16 protein-coding genes are annotated in these 18,061 nt (G+C 42.8%); 2 read left to right on the plus strand and 14 right to left on the minus strand.

Annotation, left to right across the window (positions count from 1 at the left end; translation table 11 throughout):
- Positions 1-68: 68 nt before the first annotated feature.
- Complete coding sequence (argJ, locus tag ACR32F_RS29230) at positions 69-1,307, minus strand: bifunctional glutamate N-acetyltransferase/amino-acid acetyltransferase ArgJ (RefSeq protein ID WP_440113423.1); 1,239 nt, start codon at positions 1,305-1,307, stop codon at positions 69-71.
- A 115-nt stretch (positions 1,308-1,422) separates the two neighbouring features.
- Positions 1,423-2,472: an N-acetyl-gamma-glutamyl-phosphate reductase gene (gene argC / locus ACR32F_RS29235; protein WP_440113426.1), complete on the minus strand. Its 1,050-nt coding sequence runs from the start codon at positions 2,470-2,472 to the stop codon at positions 1,423-1,425.
- Between the two features lie 331 nt (positions 2,473-2,803).
- Here argC and cls point away from each other — a divergent pair, with 331 nt between their 5' ends.
- Complete coding sequence (cls, locus tag ACR32F_RS29240) at positions 2,804-4,252, plus strand: cardiolipin synthase (RefSeq protein ID WP_440113428.1); 1,449 nt, start codon at positions 2,804-2,806, stop codon at positions 4,250-4,252.
- Positions 4,253-4,364: 112 nt separating this feature from the next.
- Here the strand turns inward: cls and ACR32F_RS29245 are convergent, their stop codons facing one another.
- From ACR32F_RS29245 to ACR32F_RS29265, 5 genes are all read right to left on the minus strand, one after another.
- Positions 4,365-5,294 carry a YitT family protein gene (locus tag ACR32F_RS29245; RefSeq protein ID WP_440113431.1) on the minus strand — a complete coding sequence of 310 codons (930 nt, stop codon included), beginning with the start codon at positions 5,292-5,294 and terminating at the stop codon, positions 4,365-4,367.
- Between the two features lie 95 nt (positions 5,295-5,389).
- Positions 5,390-6,503, minus strand: a protein-coding gene (gene prfB / locus ACR32F_RS29250; protein ID WP_440113434.1) for a peptide chain release factor 2 whose coding sequence is annotated in 2 segments (ribosomal slippage) — positions 5,390-6,430 and positions 6,432-6,503 — 1,113 coding nt in all. Because the reading frame shifts where the segments join, the coding sequence is not laid out codon by codon here.
- A 238-nt stretch (positions 6,504-6,741) separates the two neighbouring features.
- Complete coding sequence (secA, locus tag ACR32F_RS29255; RefSeq protein ID WP_440113437.1) at positions 6,742-9,246, minus strand: preprotein translocase subunit SecA; 2,505 nt, start codon at positions 9,244-9,246, stop codon at positions 6,742-6,744.
- Between the two features lie 780 nt (positions 9,247-10,026).
- Complete coding sequence (hpf, locus tag ACR32F_RS29260) at positions 10,027-10,590, minus strand: ribosome hibernation-promoting factor, HPF/YfiA family (RefSeq protein ID WP_440113439.1); 564 nt, start codon at positions 10,588-10,590, stop codon at positions 10,027-10,029.
- Positions 10,591-10,983: 393 nt separating this feature from the next.
- Complete coding sequence (locus tag ACR32F_RS29265; protein WP_017691992.1) at positions 10,984-11,181, minus strand: cold shock domain-containing protein; 198 nt, start codon at positions 11,179-11,181, stop codon at positions 10,984-10,986.
- A 327-nt stretch (positions 11,182-11,508) separates the two neighbouring features.
- Between ACR32F_RS29265 and ACR32F_RS29270 the strand changes: the two genes are divergently transcribed.
- Positions 11,509-12,651, plus strand: a complete 1,143-nt coding sequence (locus ACR32F_RS29270) for a DUF4309 domain-containing protein (RefSeq protein ID WP_440113442.1) — start codon at positions 11,509-11,511, stop codon at positions 12,649-12,651.
- Between the two features lie 95 nt (positions 12,652-12,746).
- On the opposite strand, the gene ACR32F_RS29275 is transcribed toward ACR32F_RS29270, so the two are convergent.
- The 7 genes from ACR32F_RS29275 to ACR32F_RS29305 form a co-directional block, all read right to left on the minus strand.
- Positions 12,747-13,103, minus strand: coding sequence for a flagellar protein FliT (locus tag ACR32F_RS29275; RefSeq protein ID WP_440113445.1), 357 nt, complete (start codon positions 13,101-13,103; stop codon positions 12,747-12,749).
- The gene (gene fliS / locus ACR32F_RS29280) at positions 13,093-13,482 is read right to left on the minus strand and encodes a flagellar export chaperone FliS (protein ID WP_440113448.1); all 390 of its coding nucleotides are present in this window, start codon (positions 13,480-13,482) and stop codon (positions 13,093-13,095) included. The genes ACR32F_RS29275 and fliS overlap by 11 nt, the downstream gene beginning before the upstream one ends.
- 20 nt (positions 13,483-13,502) lie before the next feature.
- Positions 13,503-15,002, minus strand: a complete 1,500-nt coding sequence (fliD, locus tag ACR32F_RS29285) for a flagellar filament capping protein FliD (RefSeq protein ID WP_440113451.1) — start codon at positions 15,000-15,002, stop codon at positions 13,503-13,505.
- A 12-nt stretch (positions 15,003-15,014) separates the two neighbouring features.
- Entirely contained in the window at positions 15,015-15,413 is a 399-nt protein-coding gene (locus ACR32F_RS29290) for a flagellar protein FlaG (protein ID WP_440113454.1), read from the minus strand.
- A gap of 70 nt (positions 15,414-15,483) precedes the next feature.
- Positions 15,484-16,629 (minus strand): hypothetical protein, encoded by a 1,146-nt coding sequence (locus ACR32F_RS29295; RefSeq protein WP_440113457.1) that lies wholly within the window; start codon positions 16,627-16,629, stop codon positions 15,484-15,486.
- Positions 16,560-16,997, minus strand: coding sequence for a hypothetical protein (locus tag ACR32F_RS29300; protein WP_440113460.1), 438 nt, complete (start codon positions 16,995-16,997; stop codon positions 16,560-16,562). Before ACR32F_RS29300 ends, ACR32F_RS29295 begins: the two co-directional genes overlap by 70 nt.
- 38 nt (positions 16,998-17,035) lie before the next feature.
- A complete protein-coding gene (locus tag ACR32F_RS29305; RefSeq protein WP_440113463.1) occupies positions 17,036-18,040 on the minus strand; it encodes a hypothetical protein in 1,005 nt (334 codons plus the stop codon).
- Positions 18,041-18,061 lie beyond the last annotated feature (21 nt).

Raw genomic sequence — 18,061 nt, forward strand, 5'->3', positions numbered from 1 at the left:
GCGCACGCTTCGCTTCTTCAGATTGGTTCTGCATTCTCCGTTACCGTGTAAATATTAAAAGTTGCTTATTACGTGCGGTATGCCGCGTTAATTCGTACATAGTCATACGTCAGGTCACAGCCCCATGCGATGGCTGTTCCTTCGCCGTGGTTCAGATCAACCACAATGCGTACGGTATCGGTCTGTAAATACGCCAAAGCCACCTCTTCGTCAAACACAACCGGACGAGACTGTGCGAGTACCGAAATATCTCCCAGGCGGATATCGACCGTCTCCGGGTTCACCGGCTGTCCAGCACGCCCTACGGCTGCAATAATGCGTCCCCAGTTGGCATCGGCACCGAACATGGCGGATTTCACCAGACTCGACCCAATGACGGTCTTGGCAATAGCCTGTGCGGACTCATCACTTACCGCACCCGTAACGGCTACCTCAACCAGCTTGGTTGCTCCTTCGCCATCACGCGCAATGGCTTTCGCCAGTACTTGGCACACATAGGTGAATCCTGCAGCAAAAGCTTCCCAATCTGGATGCTCCATGGTCAATTCTTCATTTCCTGCCAACCCACTGGACATGGCTACCAGCATGTCGTTTGTACTCGTATCTCCATCCACCGTAATCATGTTAAATGTATGGTTGGTCGCTTGGCGCAGCAGGTGCTGCAACGCTTCTGCGCCAATGACCGCATCAGAGGTCATGAAGGCCAGCATGGTCGCCATATTCGGATGGATCATGCCCGATCCTTTGGCTGCACCTGCAATCGTAATCGTTTTACCGTTCACCTCAACGGAGACGCAGGCTTCTTTTTTCACCAAATCGGTAGTTAGAATGGCTTGTGAAAATTGCTCAGCCGCGACAGCCTCATTTCCCAATTGCGCCGGAAGTGCGGTAATACCCGAGTGTACAGCGTCCATCTTCAGCAGTTCACCAATAACACCAGTGGAAGCGACAGCGACATCCTCTTCCGCTACTCCCAACTCACGTGCAGCCGCCGTACGCATCGCGTAGGCATCCTCTTCACCCTGCTGCCCCGTACATGCATTGGCGTTCCCACTGTTTACGATAACGGCTTGGAGACGTCCGTTGCTCAAGCTCTCACGTGTTACCTTGAGTGGTGCCGCCTGGAATACATTCGTTGTATACACCGCAGCTGCACTAGCCGGCACTTCACAGCGAATCGCTCCGATGTCATTGCGTGATGTTTTTTTCAACCCGCAGTGCAGTCCGCCAGCAGTGAACCCGAGTGGGGTTACAATCGTTCCGTTCTCAACTATGGTAAAAGCCTGTTGCTTCACATTCGTTTCCATATATTATCCCCCGTATGCGTTCGGCTGCATGCCGATGATCCGCTTGCTTTACCTGATCCGACCCTCCCCAGATGGCTCCGGAATCACGCCTCAGCGCTCCTCCCAGATTCCAACTTTACGGATATACCGGTGTCATGTTCAGCCCGAGGTTTTCCTCCCATCCCATCATCAGGTTCATATTTTGAATCGCTTGCCCAGAAGCACCCTTCACCAAGTTGTCAATAACCGAAATAATCGTCAAACGTCCTGTGCGAGGGTCAACCGCAAATCCGATATCACAATAGTTGGATCCGTATACTTCCTTCGTGGAAGGCCAGATTCCCGGCTCACGCACACGTACGAAAGGCCGATTCTCATAATATTTACGGTACAAATCAATGATTTCCCGATCACTATGTTCCCCGATTAAGCTGGCATACATCGTGCTCATGATTCCACGCGTCATCGGTACCAGGTGTGTTGTAAAGGTAACTGCAACAGGAGACCCGGTAATATTGCCAAGCACTTGCTCAATCTCTGGAATATGTTGATGTTTGTTCAATTTATAAGCTTTGAAATTCTCATTCATCTCTGCATAATGATTCGTCAGACTTGTTCCGCGTCCTGCTCCGGATACACCCGATTTGGCATCAATAATGATGCTGGAAGCATCAATCCATCCCGCTTCGACAGCTGGAATCAATCCGAGTAGCGTAGCCGTTGGGTAACAGCCTGGGTTGGAAATAAAGTTCTTGCCTTTCACTTCGTCTCCATACAACTCTGCCATACCGTACACCGCCTGTTCTAGCAATTGGGCAGCAGGAGCAGGATGTTTATACCACTCTTCGTACACCGTTCCATCCTTCAGTCTGAAGTCTCCAGATAGATCAACGACCTTAAGCCCTGCTTCGAGCAGGCTTGGAACGAGCTTTGCACTTACACCGGATGGGGTTGCTGTGAACACCAGATCTGCACGACTTGCGATCTCTGCCGGGTCTACTCCGTCAAGTGGCCTATGAATCACGCCCGTCAAATGCGGGAATCCATCTGCGATGGACTCACCACTGCTGGATGAAGAGATCACCGACGTGATTTCAACCTGCGGATGGTTCTGTAAAAAACGAATCAGCTCCACCCCGCCGTAGCCGGTGGAACCGACGATTGCCACTTTTAATTTGTTATTCACTCTCGCTCCCCCAATCCTGTTGTATGCGCTACTTATACTATGCTTCTGCCCAGATAGAGGCGTCACACAGTTATTCCGTCGCTTATATGCATATTTGTGTATTATTATACGACTATGGTTATATAAATACAACACTCTACTATCAATTTTACTTGGATTTTCATTGATCTCGAACATAACTTTCCAACATCTGCGGACGAACCCGAATACTTCTGTTAAAATACGTATAATAGGAAACATTACACACCAGAGTCTAATTCATAACTAATGGGCACGATGAAAGGTTTTTGAATGGATTCATGAGGATCATTATGAGACATGGGGGACTATAGTGCATATCGAATCCATCTTACTTGTTGTACTCCTGGGCCTGAATATTATTTTCGCTGCAGCGGTCGTATTCTTCGAACGAAAGGATGCCAGTGCATCCTGGGCTTGGCTGCTCGTCTTAAACTTTATTCCGGTGTTCGGGTTTGTACTTTATCTATTAACAGGACAAAATCTGACCCGCTATCGTCTTTTCCAGTGGAAAGAACGCAAGAAACTCGGGCTTGAAGAACGTATTGCTGCCCAGATTGAGCAATTGCATGACAACCGAAACCCTTTCCGTAACCAAGCAACAGAGAGCAGCCAGGACATGATCTATATGAACCTGAAGCAGAACGATGCTCTCCTAACAGAAGATAATGCTGTTGAGATTATCACGGACGGAACGGACAAATTCCAACGGTTACTCGATGATATCGAAGCAGCGCAGGATCATGTTCACGTGCAATACTACATCTATAGAGGCGACCGACTCGGCAAAAGAATCCGGGATGCTCTCATCCGCAAAGCACAGGAAGGCGTCAAAGTCCGCCTGCTGTACGATGCGCTCGGATCTCGGCGGGTATCGAAACGCTTTTTCAAAGAACTCCGCGAAGCAGGCGGATTGGTTGAAGTCTTTTTCCCATCCAAATTCAGTCTGATTAACTTGCGTATGAACTATCGAAACCACCGCAAAATTGTCATTATCGATGGCAATCTCGGTTATACAGGCGGGTTCAATGTAGGTGATGAATACCTCGGTTTGAACTCGAAGTTCGGTTATTGGCGCGATACCCATCTGCGTATTCGGGGAAATGCCGTTCACGCTCTCCAGACGCGTTTCCTACTGGATTGGAATGAAGCGTCCAAGCAGCATGACACACCTTATATTCCAGCACATTTCCCTCCTATTGAAGGCACAGGAACGACTGCCATGCAGATTGTCTCCAGTGGACCGGATGCAGAGATAGAGCACATCAAGAACAGTTATCTGAAAATGATTAATGGGGCCAAACACTCCATACTGATTCAGACGCCTTATTTTATCCCGGATTCCAGTGTATTCGAAGCTATCCGTCTGGCGTGCCTGTCAGGCATCGATGTGCGCATTATGATTCCCAATAAACCGGATCACGCCTTCGTATATTGGGCTACGCTATCTTATATCGGTGAGCTGTTAAAGGTGGGAGCCAAAGTATTTATCTATGATAATGGCTTCATACATGCCAAAACGCTCATTGTTGACAGTATGATTGCATCGGTGGGCACCGCCAATATCGACTATCGGAGTTTCCGGCTGAACTTTGAAGTTAATGCATTTATGTATGATGAGACGATTGCAACAGCACTTGTGCATACCTTTGAGCATGACCTCAATGTATCCCGGGAAATGACGTTGGACGAATACAACAAACGCAGTTTGAAAATCCGCTTCAAAGAAGCGATCTCCCGCCTGCTGTCTCCGATTCTATAAATAAAGTGATACGCTAATGATGATTATCGGTCAAAAGAAAAATAAAAATCAAAAGCAGGAACGTCCTTTCCAGTTATGTCTGGTGAAGAATGTCCCTGCTTTTTTTATGCAATTAAGAATGTTCCCGTTTGAAGCCTTCGCCGAGCACTTCATGTGCATTGCTTATAATGACAAAAGCCCCCGGGTCTACGGACCGGATCAGTGCTTTCAGTCTCGGCACCTCATTTTGCCCCACAACCACCATGAGTACTGTACGTTGGTCATCCGTATATCCACCTTTTGCCTCCAGCTTTGTCAATCCACGATCCAGATCATCCAGAATCACCTTTGTAATCGGTTCGGTCTGGTTAGAGATAATATAAGCTACCTTGGAGTAACCAAGTCCCATCTCGACGGCATCAATCACTTTTCCGGTAACGTACAACCCAATCAGGGCATAGAGTGACTGTTCCAATGACAATACAAAAGCAGCCATAATGATGACTGTAGCATCCATAATCACTACACAAAGAGAGTAACTCAGTCCGCTATATTTTTGAACGATTCTGGCGAGTATGCTCATTCCCCCAGTTGATCCTCTGCCCCGATATACGATTCCGATCCCAAGACCGACGCCTATTCCCCCATAGAGGGAGCCAAGTAGCGGATTTGTCGTTGGAATGGCCCAATCCTTCGTAAGATAGACAAACAGTGGCAGAACAATACTACCAAGCACAGAACGAATACCGTACTGTTTACCGATTAAAAGGAAACCTGCGATCAATAGCGGAATGTTAATGGCCCACTGGGTGTATGCCGGCTCAAGTCCCAGCCATTGTTTACCCAATATAGATAACCCGGATACTCCACCAGAAGCGATCTGGTTCGGAAGTAGAAATAAATTAAATGCCACCGCAATCAAAAACGAACCTAAAATGATGGATAACGTATCCACCACATTTCTCCATGGACCATTTAGGGGGATGAGGGCGGTCAGCCTCTTTTTGCGGTTATTGTGTATATGCTGTTGCTGTTGCTGTTGCTGTTGCTGTTGCTGTTGCATGTCATCGTGCTCTCCTTTTGTGTGTAAGCTCAAAAAAAAGCCCCTGTATACACCAGCATACGCCTACACGTATCGGGTCCATACAGGAACTTATATTAGTCGGTGTCTACTTTAATCTGGCTACGCAAATAACCGTCGATGAATGCATCGAGGTCGCCGTCCATAACTGCTCCTGTATTTCCAGTCTCCACGCTCGTACGGTGATCCTTTACCATACTATAGGGATGGAATACATAGGAGCGAATCTGGCTACCCCATGAAATTTCCGATTGATCTCCTCGGATTTCATCCAGATGCTGCTTTTGTTCTTCAATTTTACGCTCATACAATTTTGAACGAAGCATCGTCATCGCCCGCTCACGGTTTTTGATCTGTGAACGTTCATTCTGACACGTTACAACCACACCCGTTGGAAGGTGGGTAATCCGTACGGCTGAGTCGGTGGTATTGATATGCTGTCCACCCGCGCCACTCGCACGGTACGTATCGATCTTGAGATCTTCTGTTCGAATGTCCACTTCAATCGTATCATCAATCTCAGGAACCACATCACATGATACGAAGGAAGTATGTCTGCGTCCTGAGGAGTCAAAAGGTGAAATCCGCACAAGTCGGTGTACACCCTTCTCGGCTTTCAGATATCCATACGCATTGTGTCCCTTGATCGACAGCGTGACACTCTTGATCCCTGCCTCATCTCCTGGCAGATAATCCAGTACCTCCACCTTGAAGCCACGCTTCTCAGACCAGCGTGTGTACATCCGTAGCAGCATCTGTCCCCAGTCCTGCGACTCGGTACCGCCTGCCCCAGGGTGAAGCTCCAGAATGGCATTCATCTTATCATATGGCTGGTTCAGGAGCAGCTGAAGTTCGAACTCTGCCACCTTGCTCACGATCGCTGTAACACTTCTACCGATCTCTGCAGCCAGGTCTTCGTCGCCTTCTTCGTCAGCCAGCTCTGCCATCATCACCGCATCATCATAGTCCTGCTGGAGCTTCGCGTATTGATCCACAGATCCCTTCACCGCGTTTAGCTCGGCGATTAAAGCTTGTGCCTTGTCGCTATCGTCCCAAAAATCCGGGGCGGACATCTTCACTTCGAAGTTTCCAATCATCTCTTGCTTCAGATCTAAGTCAAAGAGACCCCCTAAGATTTGTTAGTTTCTTGCCTATTTCACGCAGGTCTTGCTTCACGCTTGGATCGATCATGTGCAATTCCTCTTTTCATTAAGATAAGCTCCCCGCATCCAGGGTATTCCTCCAGCTCAAGTTCCGATGTTTCACCCTGGAGCCTCGGTCACCATTATATCGGCAAACCTCTTCTCCATAATCATAGTCACATAGTTATAACTATGCACCAATGACAGGTTATGCATCCTTCACTTGAACATTTGGAATACCCGGCTGCAAGGAGCCGTACTTGTCATGCTATTTAATAATTCTTTAACTACTCTTGACCGTGACAGTGTTTGAACTTTTTACCACTGCCGCATGGGCATGCATCGTTACGTCCGATCTGATCGGATACTTTCACCGGACGTTTCTCAGTCGGTTCGCCACTCGTTGAGATCTGACTCTCGTCAACAACGGCCTGACGCTCCTGATTGCTCTCGATTTGTGCTCTCATCACATAGGTAGCTACTTCTTCCTGAATCGAAGCAATCATCTGATGGAACATTTCGAAGCCTTCAAACTGGTACTCACGCAGCGGATCTGTACCGCCGTAAGCGCGGAGGTGGATACCTTGACGCAATTGATCCATCGCATCAATATGATCCATCCATTTGCTATCGACTGCACGGAGCACAACCACTTTCTCGAACTCACGTACCATTTCTTCACCGATTCGCTCTTCACGGGCATTGTACTTGTTCTGTACTTTCTCAAACAGGTACTCGATGATCTCTTCTGCTTCCTTGCCCCACAGGTCATCCTTCGTTACCGAACCTTCATCCAGCAATTTGCTGTTCATGTAATCGGCAACCTCTTGGAATTCCCAGTTTTCTGGAATATCGTCACTACAATGAGCTTCCACGATGCGTTCAATGGACGGCTTGATCATATCCATAACGATCTGTTTAATATTCTCGGACTCCAGCACCTCACGGCGCTGTTTATATATAATTTCACGTTGTTGGTTCATCACGTCATCATATTGAAGAACGACTTTACGCACGTCAAAGTTATTTCCTTCAACACGCTTCTGTGCCGATTCTACCGCACGGGTAATCATCCGGCTCTCGATCGGTTGGTCTTCTTCAAAGCCAAGACGCTCCATCATGTTCAGTACATTGTCTGCACCGAAACGTCTCATCAATTCATCACCCAGTGACAGGTAGAACTGTGTAGAACCAGGGTCACCCTGACGTCCTGCACGTCCACGCAGCTGGTTATCAATCCGGCGTGATTCGTGACGCTCTGTACCGATGATATGCAGGCCGCCTACTTCAGCAACACCTTCACCCAAGATAATATCCGTACCCCGTCCAGCCATGTTGGTTGCGATAGTTACCGCACCTGCTTGACCAGCACCTGAGATAATTTCTGCTTCTTCCGCATGGTATTTCGCGTTCAATACTTGGTGACGTACACCACGGCGTTTCAGCATGTCCGAAAGACGCTCAGAGTTCTCAATCGACACCGTACCCACCAGAACCGGCTGGTTCTTGCTGTGACGTTCCACGATTTCTTCCACAACCGCCTTGAACTTGCCATCAATGCTCTTGTAAACAACATCAGCCATATCATCCCGTTTGTTTGGACGGTTGGTCGGGATTTGCAGCACTTCAAGACCATAGATTTTTTTGAACTCTTCTTCCTCAGTCTTCGCTGTACCTGTCATGCCCGCAAGCTTACGGTACATCCGGAAATAGTTCTGGAATGTGATCGTAGCGAGCGTCATGCTCTCGTTCTGTACCTCGATGCCTTCTTTGGCTTCAATCGCTTGGTGCAATCCATCGCTGTAACGACGCCCTGCCATCAGACGGCCTGTGAATTCATCCACGATCAATACTTCTTCTTCACTGACAACATAATCCACGTCACGACGCATGATTACGTTCGCTTTTAATCCCTGTACAATGTGATGGTTCAGCGTAACATTGGCGTGATCATACAAGTTTTCAATGCCAAATGCTTTCTCCGCCTTCGCCACGCCCGCCTCAGTCAACGCTACGGATTTCACCTTGATGTCTACCGTAAAGTCTTCTTCCGGAACCAAACGTTTCACAAAACGGTCTGCTGCATAATACATGTCTGTCGACTTCTGGGCTTGTCCAGAAATGATCAGAGGTGTACGTGCTTCATCGACCAGAATGGAGTCCACTTCATCAATGATACAGAAGAACAGCGGACGTTGTACCATCTGCTCTTTGTAGAGCACCATATTGTCACGAAGATAGTCAAAGCCAAATTCGTTATTTGTTCCGTACGTAATATCACATGCATACGCATGCTGTTTCAATGCATGGTCCATACCGCTCAGGTTAACCCCTACCGTCATGCCCATGAACTCATAGATTTGTCCCATTTCTTGGCTATCCCGTTGTGCCAAATAGTCATTGACTGTGACCACGTGCACACCTTTGGACGTCAGCGCGTTCAGATATACCGGAAGTGTTCCTACCAGCGTTTTACCTTCACCCGTCTTCATCTCTGAAATCCGGCCTTCATGCAGGGCAATTCCTCCCAGCATCTGCACATCATAGTGGCGTTTACCAAGTACACGACGCGATGCCTCACGTACGGTTGCAAATGCCTCGGGAAGAAGTTCATCCGTAGTTTCTCCCTTTTCAATACGGGCACGGAATTCATCCGTTTTGGCTTTCAGTTGGTCATCAGACAATGCCTGAAGTTGTGGTTCCAGTTTATTGATCACATCGACTGTCTTCATCAGACGTTTAACATCACGTTCGTTCATGTCGCCGAAGATCTTTTTGACAAGTCCTAGCATGGTATACCCCTTTCGTGCAAAACAGAATAGACCCCCTGTTGCCGCCACGCGACACCATCGGATGGATATGCATCCACTTTCCCGGGGGTGACAAACGATATAATTAAAATAATATAGGATGAATCAACTCCAGGCTTGCCAGGGTTCCCTCATGAAGTGATTCGGTGTTCCAGCGGATCCGGTTATTAGAAATAAGCCGAATGCCGAGCCTTATGAATCATGTTCATGGTGCTGTGCCTGTCATTGATTATGATTAACGATCATTCGTTGACAATTCTTCATCAGGACAATGATTCTCTTGCCTAAATTGTAACAGTTTGTAAGGGTCGCCGCAACACGCTACGGCACACTTCTTTGAAGTTTCAAAGCCTCTCAGATAGAGATAGCGTGCGATAAATCACAGCCGTTAGTGGAAGCCTTCTAATGTAAAGTTTAATTTCCGAGTAAGAATTGCCATTTCAACAGATTTTGGTGGTAAATTTGGATGAAAATCTCAATATCCAATAAATGAGTATATTGGTAAGACATCTCCGTGAGCACGTGAATTTTGTACTCCACTAGCAGGGATTTATCTCGATCCTACTATCTATTAGACGCAACAGTATGGGGAATAGTTTCACAAATTCATTTCAGAGACTTTTCTCCGCCCATCCACGCACAAAAGAGCCCCATCCCATATAGGACGGAGGCTCTTGTTAGGTCCAACAAAGGAACTACTGTTCCTGTCTTTGTTGGTTATCTTAAGTATTCATTTTCAATCGATGGTTCAGTCCGTCCAAATTAACCTTGTTCGATTAAACCATATTTTCCATCGTTCCGTTTGTAGACAACACTTACTTCTTCATTATCGATATTGGAGAATACGAAGAAATTATGGCCGACCATGTTCATTTGGAGGATTGCCTCTTCCACGTCCATTGGCTTCAACATAAACCGTTTTGTCCGTACCACTTCAAAATCATCATCGTCCGTATCCATGTCCAGTTCAGCGGTAGCCACTGTACCTGTCGGATCTTCAACGAAGAGCGTTTTCAGGCCGCCTTCTTGGCGGAACTTACGGTTAACTTTTGTTTTGTGTTTGCGAATCTGACGTTCCAACTTGTCCACCACGGAGTCAATGGAAGCGTACATATCATCGCTCTCATCCTCTGCGCGGAGCACAAAGCCTTTCAAAGGAATCGTCACCTCTACCGTATGCAAGCCTCTCGTCGTGCTCAATGTAACAGCACCGTCAGAGTTAAGGGGTGCATCGAAATACTTCTCGAGTCTACTCAACTTTTTGTCGACATAATCCTTCAAAGCATCAGTAACCTCGATTTGTTGACCTCGAATACTTAAATTCATAGGGCACTCCTCCTTTTTCCTTTGCCACTTCATTATAACATGAATGTAAGCGCCATGTAAAAACTCCTGGTGACCGAATAATGACATCTGTTCCAGCCACATCTACCAACGTAGGCTTAACGCCATATTCCGCGATATTTCGCCTTATTAAGGCATAATCGTTTATTTGCAAGGAATGTCTTATTTGGCGCTTGATGATGTTATTAACCTATTCCAGGCTTCTTCAATCTATTATGTAAAATGAATACATCCATACTCCTCAACTGACTCGTGACACATATGTTATGAATCTATTAAATCAAAAAAAGACCCCGGAAAACCGGAGTCTGATGCTAGCGTTAATTCAATTTGGTAACCATCTAACCATATATGTAGGTCGGATTGTCCGGATGATTATAATTTGATTACGTTAGCTGCTTGCGGTCCACGCGCGCCTTCGACGATGTCGAATTCAACGGATTGACCTTCTTCCAAAGTTTTGAATCCTTCGGTTTGAATTGCGGAGAAATGTACGAATACGTCGCCGCCATCTTCAGTTTCAATGAAACCGTAACCTTTTTCTGCGTTGAACCATTTTACTTTACCTTGCATGCACTAACATTCCCTTCGTCATCAAATGAAGTGAAGCTTTGGCCTTAACCTCAGCCCACAATTCAGATGATAACATCCAAAGTTATCCATTGTCAATTGGAAACGTAAATGTTTTCTTGGAATTTTTTGTAGATTAATTGGGGATTGTGATGAATGGTGGAATATTGTTAATATATCAGGTTTTTAGGAAGATAAACCATCTATTTTCGTACTATTAATCATAGATAAACTGTAAGTGAGTTACTGTGCGGATAATGGTATACATGATACAATTTACGTGGTTTAAAATTACATAAATTCACTATTATAGTCAGAGGAGAATCAACCATGATTTATTCAAAGTATTACAGAAAATGGAGTCCATTAGCAATACTAGCTTTCACCTGCTTGGCATTGTGCACATTACTAATGATACCCACGACTGCATCCGCAAAGGAAAAACAAATTTCAGCCGAGCAACTACAGAGTAATAGCCGTCTTTCTTTCACGTTAAGGGATGCAAATCAGACACCCTATACTGTCTACATTTTCGCAGATGATGAACAGAAGTCCACCCTTACAGAGCCTAATGGCTGGACAAACAATAAAGCAGGTGACAAAAGTTATTCCGGCACGTATCGTGCAGCACTTCTGAAAAAAGGTGCCAAGTACGGCACTGTCCAAACCGCCAAATTATCCATTAAGACTATTATTTTGCCTCAGACCTGGAATTACACCATTAGAAGTAAGGAAAAAGGCACACCTGACATGTTAATGCTTACTGATTGGGGTACTTCCAATTTTAATGAGGTGCAAACTTTTATTATCCGCTCAGGCGTGTTGCAACCGTTAAAATTCACCGACATCAAAGGAAAAAAGATTTCCGACTCTTACTGGGCCTCAAGAAATAATGGCATCCGCAGTTTGTCAGGCTCCAGAGTACAATTCAAATATTATAACAACCTGCAATTCAAATATGCAGTCGACACGTTTAAGTTAAATGCCAGCAAGCTGGAGCTGTGTCTAAACGATACGCGATATCTTGATCAATCCTCTTGGCCTAACTCCGGAATGGGAGACCGTGCCTACTTGGAAAGCCTTAAAACCGCTGCATCAAAGGGAATGTTACCAGGCCGATCCGACATCAAGATTGGAATGACTCTCAAGTCGGTACAGAGCAAGTTAAACAAACCTGAATCTCGTGGAAACGGGGAATGGGGAGCTTTTTATTACTATCCTCAATTTGGTTTAGGCTTTGATTCTTATATGCATGAGCTTAATGCCAAGTCCCGTATAGCGGTCTTGCAACTATACAATGAAAAACAAAACCTCGCGCCCCAGAATGTAAGACTTTGGCTGGGTAAACCTTATGATGAATATTATAACGAAGCTGCGGGTGGGTATGAGATGATCTACATATTGGGGAAACACACATTGGTATTTAATTATGAGGAAGAAGACGATTTGATCGATTTTACGAATATATATTGATCATCACAATAAAGATGGATACAAATAAAGAAGAGGAGCCTACAGCATGTCTGTAAGGCTCCTTTTCTTTATTTGTGCTTAAACTTAGATTATTACTATTTTCTTCTGTCCATCAAGTAACTATCAGGTGCATATTTAGAATCATAAGCATTCCGTTGTGACTTTGCTCGGCTACGTTGGACTAGCCAATCTTTGGCTTCTTCTTTAAGGAAGTGCATACGTTGGTTTATCTCAGCGTCGTGACTTAAAATACGCTCCAACATTTGTTTTTGTTCTACAGTAATCACTTGTTCATCAAGCATCTTGAGTAGTCGTTCTACATGATCCTGACGTTCCTCTACAAAACGCTCAACATCTTCATAGTCAACCTCATTCAACTGTAAAATAAATTGCTGCGTTTTCTGCTCTAAATGAGTGAGAGTTTCATCTATCATGTCAGTTTTACTCAGCATGTAATGACATACCTGCTGTTTGTTTAGTTACAGTGATCCACGTTTCACGTAACTCTTGAAGGTAACCCAAAACCTCTTCACCCGATTCCACTTTCTTTTTGATGTTCGTTTGAATAAGCAAATAGTTCATATATTCATAAAGTGAATATAAGTTTTTTGAAATATCGTAAGAACGATTCAATGTAGACATAAGCTCACTGATAATGGTTTGAGCCTTCCCTAAGTTCACATTTGCTTTAGCGTAATCATTCGAAGATATTCCATCCAAGCCAGCCTTAACAAAACGAATTGCTCCATCATATAACATGATGACAAGCTGACCTGGTGTGGAAGTTTGCACAGATGAATTTTTGTACTTCTCATAAGGAGATGTAATCAAGTTAAATCATCCTTTCTTTACTATTGTAGAAGACTTGTCAAGCTAGAAGACTGAGATTGATATTTACTCATCGCAGACTCCATCGCAGTAAATTGTTTATAATAACGTGCCTCAGCATCTTTCATTTTACGTTCGAATTCCGTAATCCGACTGTTATAATTTTTCAGTTGTTTGCCCATAATACTGTCAGCATTCAAAGTGAAACTGCCGTCTGTATCCACTTTCGATGTACCTACTTTTTTCACGAACATTTCTAAAGGAGCGTTTAGCTTACTTCTTAATTCACTGAAGAGAGGTTTATTCGTTTCAAGTGCAGAAGAACCCTGAAATATACTCACAACTTTCTCAGGATTAGTTGTCAGTGCAGCTTTTAATTTAGTTTCATCAATTTTCAGCTTACCATTTTCATAATATTGCCCAGTCGTTATGCCGATGGCACTTAAGTCGCCTAATTTCCCTACGATTACCATACGCATCGAGGAAACCGCGGAACTCAGTATAGAGTCATTTTTCAGAAGGCCGCTCTTTGCCTTCTCTTCCCATTGCTTGATCTCTTCTTCCTTCATATCTTTTTTCTGATCCGCTGTTAATGGCGGAAAATCACGATACTTTTGTTCGCCCATCTTAGTATTCATCAAACCCAATAGTTCATTATACGTTTCAACGAAAGACTTAATAGTCTCCATTGCTTTGGCAGGGTCTGATTGCGTTGTGATTTTGGCTGGTCCTGTAATTCCTGTTGTTTCAAGTAACGTAAGCTTTACACCATTTACATTGATAGAATCTCCATCCGGTTTGTAAGTCTTAGTACTATTGTCGGTTGTATTGGTAACAGTAACCTCACCTGCTTCAGCTACTTTTACATTAGCACTGGTAATTCCGAATAAGTCCATTAGCGTACTATCTTTAGGCTGCTTATCAGCGCCGGTCAGTTTAATATTATTATTTGTCCCATAATCTTTAGCTGTAATTGAAAACTTACCGCTAATTTCATCAAAACTCGCTGATACGTTAGCATTCTCCGAATTAATACGTCCGATTACCGCTTCAATTGTATCTGTTTTAAGAAATGTTATCGTTTTATCGTTAATATTTAGTTCATACGTACCTGATGCGCCACTGCCTGCAATTTGCTCCAATGTAGTCTTTTTAGTAGCATCTGTTGGAGTAGTGCCAGCCGTTGTTAGTCCGCTCGCGGTTTGCATACTAGACTTCGTTGCTAACTTACTAACCACTACAGACATCGGTATACTGCTGGCGTCAGCATTGGCATCGGCTTTAACAGCAGTTGTATTCCCTGTAACTGTAGATTGTTGTGTATTCATCGCTTCCGAACGGTTCATTTTCTGCAATTTATCACTAAGTTGAACAATCTTACTGTTTAACTCACGATAACTATCACGTGTCCATTCTAAAATTTGTTTTTGTTGAGTTAATTTGTTTAACGGTAATCTTTTTGCAGTCATCAGTGATGTCACCATACTATCTATATCCATACCAGAAAATCCATTTATACGCATAGTAGTACCCCCTTATACTTTTTCATCTATAAGTATCCCGGCAATTTCCATCATGTTAGCCACAAGGTCAAGCGTTTTCTCAGGTGGAATTTCACGGATCAATTCGCCAGTTTCTTTGTTCACAACCTTAACTAGGATCTGACGTGTTTTCTCATGGACACTCATTTCCAAGGTCGTTGTGGGTCCCTGAAGAGCTTTGACTGCGCGGTCTATAGCACGAATCAGCTGCTCTTCTCCAAGAGGAATAGCGACCCCCTGCTGCTCCAATTTAGCTAAAGCAGATCCACTTTTAATAGCAGTTAATAATGATTCAATTGTTTTGTTACCAGTAGTGTAACCTTCACTACTTTGAGACACACCGTGCGCCTGTCCATTCATCTGATTCGTTGAAACAGAAAATTGCAGATTCATTCTTCCAACCTCCCGATTGCCTATTTATTATTTTATCGGTTGTTTAAAGTATATTGTGAAGAATTTAAAACTATAATAGTTTATTGAGGCTATTTAATACTATATTCAGCATATTGGTAACTTTAACAGCACCCTTTTCATTTAGATGGTCCATATCTAAAAAATCAGACTCAACAAAGTCATCTGAATGAAAGAAATCAACTAACTTAAACATGTGTGTATCAGCCAGACTATTCATGACGTCATAGAAAACAGTCTTAAATTCGGGATTAATGAAATTTTGGTAATATTCCGTAGCAGGGAACGCCACAATGATAGGGGTTATCCTTTTTTCGTTTAAATAATTAATAAGATTTCTCAACACATTAGTATTTTCTTCTACAGTTTTATTATGGACTAATAACTGATTATGTTGTTCTGCTCTTTGTTGACCTACTGCTACCTTTTGCGGCAGATCCATATCCTCCAATCTAACTTTTCCGAGTAAGCTGAATAATTCTCTGTTAATATTATTATTAAAGTATGAATCGTGTACAATTACTGCATCAACAATAGTTTGGTCTAATTTTATTTTATTGAAGATAAAATGATATAAAAAACTTAGGTTATTATCATCAAAATTCATATCAGATAAGGTAAAACTTTCTTTTACTTCGAAATGGTGAGAATCCTTAAAAATAGGATAATAAACCTTGTTAATCCTTTTTTCAGCTTCTTTTTTACTTCTGGATAAATCATAGTGAAAACTGTAGTAGGACATACCTATGATACAGTATTTAATATTCCGATTATACTTCAAGGCCTCTTTTACGATTTTATGACTATAGTAAAGATCTTGGGAAGCAAGAGACAAATTTAGAACACTTTTACCAAAGCTTCTTTCACTAATTCCAAACATTGAATAAGACGATCCAGCTGCTAAAATTTCTGAATCAGTATTTCTCTTCATATTTTTAGATAAATAGTAGTAGTCATAATTACTATAATATTTCTTATTCACAAAATTGCTAATCAGTTCTTGGACCAATTTTTTATAACTAATGACTTCGTCAAAATCAGATAACAAACCAACTAATTCTTCACTTACATCATCCACATTTTGAATTAAAACATGATATTCGTCCTCTTGTTTCTCTACTATTCTCTTTAAAAAAGGTAATGAATTTTTATCATTTGAGAAGAACCCTTTAAATACTGTATTTTCTTCATTAAACATTGGGTTATAATATTTTCATCATCTTGCCCTAAAAAATATATATTGATTGGATGTTGATTTTTTAGAACTTGATAAAACTCACTGCATTTAAATAGAACTCCTTGATATAATGAAATCATTTCTTCTTGAGTATACTCACCGTTGCAATACTCAATAAATGTAGTGACCCTATCCGTTAGTTGTTCGAACTCCAGATACATTAAGTATTTCTGGCTTCCAATAATGAATTCAGCCAAGATGTTAATATAACTAAATATTTCATACTCACGACTCAGTCCAAGCATTTCATTTCTAAGTACATTTAGTTTCTCAACATCGGTATAGTATTCAATTATATTAATACCATTTTTTAAAGTGATATACTTCATCCCCTTAAGACTAAGTCATTCTTTAGCTTACAGTTCTATTATTTATTCATATATCCACTATCACTTAAGATATAGTGACTTTTGCAATGGGAACAAATCCAAACTGAAGGTTCTTTTGCTGGATATAAATTATTTCCACAAGTACATACCCACCCGATTACTCTTGCTGGAACACCAACTATCTTCTGATGAGCTCTCACTGACCTCACTATAGCCGCATGAGCTCCTGCATAGGCATAATCTGCAATCGTTAAAAGTTGGTTTACTGAAACTAATATACCTAACCATGCACTTGAACCTATGGAAACCCCTCCTGCTACCACTACTCCCCCAGCAAGCATCGTTCTGTTACCAATAGAAACAGAATGTGCTATATATACATTATTATCTATTTTCACTTCACTACCAATAGTTGTGAACTCTCCAAATAGGCCTTTATCAATCGTCACACATGATCCAATTTCAACATCATCAGAGATATAGACTCCACCTACATGCGGAATAACTTTCCTCTTTCCACCTATATCTTTCACTTGAAATCCATTTCCACCTATAACTGTATTGGGTTTTATAACGACCCGATCACCCAAAATAGTGTTAGGCATGATAACTACGTTATCCATTATTACGCAATCATCCCCAATAGTGACTGATTCTCCAATCACCGCTGTCTTTGCTAGAGAAATATTAGCTCCTCTTCGTTCTTCTACAACTTGAAATGTATTTTCATGAACAAAATACATAAAAATTTGATAGAACAATTGCTCAGGATTTTCATCAGTTACTAAATAACTTTTTACTGAACTGCATGATTTCAACTTTATAAAGGAGCTATGAACAATGCAGGCGCCAATATCAGAATGATTAAATTGTTCTACATACACTTCTGAATTAATATAGCTTAGTTGCATTTGAGGCATATTTGCCCTACTGGACAAATTCCCAAATTTAGAAATAAGAATATCATTCCCAAAAACTTTGCAATTAAATTGTTTCGCTATAGAAGATAACAATATGGGGTTCATACTTAATTCCATTTCCATTTAAAACCACCTTGCCATACT

Source organism: Paenibacillus hebaui (assembly GCF_051934385.1).
Classification (GTDB): domain Bacteria; phylum Bacillota; class Bacilli; order Paenibacillales; family Paenibacillaceae; genus Paenibacillus.

What these genes read in the sequence shown, in the direction of transcription:
- argJ (WP_440113423.1), bottom strand. Translation starts at nt 1,307, where the DNA reads ATGGAAACGAATGTGAAGCAACAGGCTTTTACCATAGTTGAGAACGGA.
- ACR32F_RS29245 (WP_440113431.1), bottom strand. Translation starts at nt 5,294, where the DNA reads ATGCAACAGCAACAGCAACAGCAACAGCAACAGCAACAGCATATACAC.
- secA (WP_440113437.1), bottom strand. Translation starts at nt 9,246, where the DNA reads ATGCTAGGACTTGTCAAAAAGATCTTCGGCGACATGAACGAACGTGAT.
- hpf (WP_440113439.1), bottom strand. Translation starts at nt 10,590, where the DNA reads ATGAATTTAAGTATTCGAGGTCAACAAATCGAGGTTACTGATGCTTTG.
- ACR32F_RS29265 (WP_017691992.1), bottom strand. Translation starts at nt 11,181, where the DNA reads ATGCAAGGTAAAGTAAAATGGTTCAACGCAGAAAAAGGTTACGGTTTC.
- ACR32F_RS29270 (WP_440113442.1), top strand. Translation starts at nt 11,509, where the DNA reads ATGATTTATTCAAAGTATTACAGAAAATGGAGTCCATTAGCAATACTA.
- ACR32F_RS29275 (WP_440113445.1), bottom strand. Translation starts at nt 13,103, where the DNA reads ATGCTGAGTAAAACTGACATGATAGATGAAACTCTCACTCATTTAGAG.
- fliD (WP_440113451.1), bottom strand. Translation starts at nt 15,002, where the DNA reads ATGCGTATAAATGGATTTTCTGGTATGGATATAGATAGTATGGTGACA.
- ACR32F_RS29290 (WP_440113454.1), bottom strand. Translation starts at nt 15,413, where the DNA reads ATGAATCTGCAATTTTCTGTTTCAACGAATCAGATGAATGGACAGGCG.
- ACR32F_RS29295 (WP_440113457.1), bottom strand. Translation starts at nt 16,629, where the DNA reads ATGTTTAATGAAGAAAATACAGTATTTAAAGGGTTCTTCTCAAATGAT.
- ACR32F_RS29300 (WP_440113460.1), bottom strand. Translation starts at nt 16,997, where the DNA reads ATGAAGTATATCACTTTAAAAAATGGTATTAATATAATTGAATACTAT.
- ACR32F_RS29305 (WP_440113463.1), bottom strand. Translation starts at nt 18,040, where the DNA reads ATGGAAATGGAATTAAGTATGAACCCCATATTGTTATCTTCTATAGCG.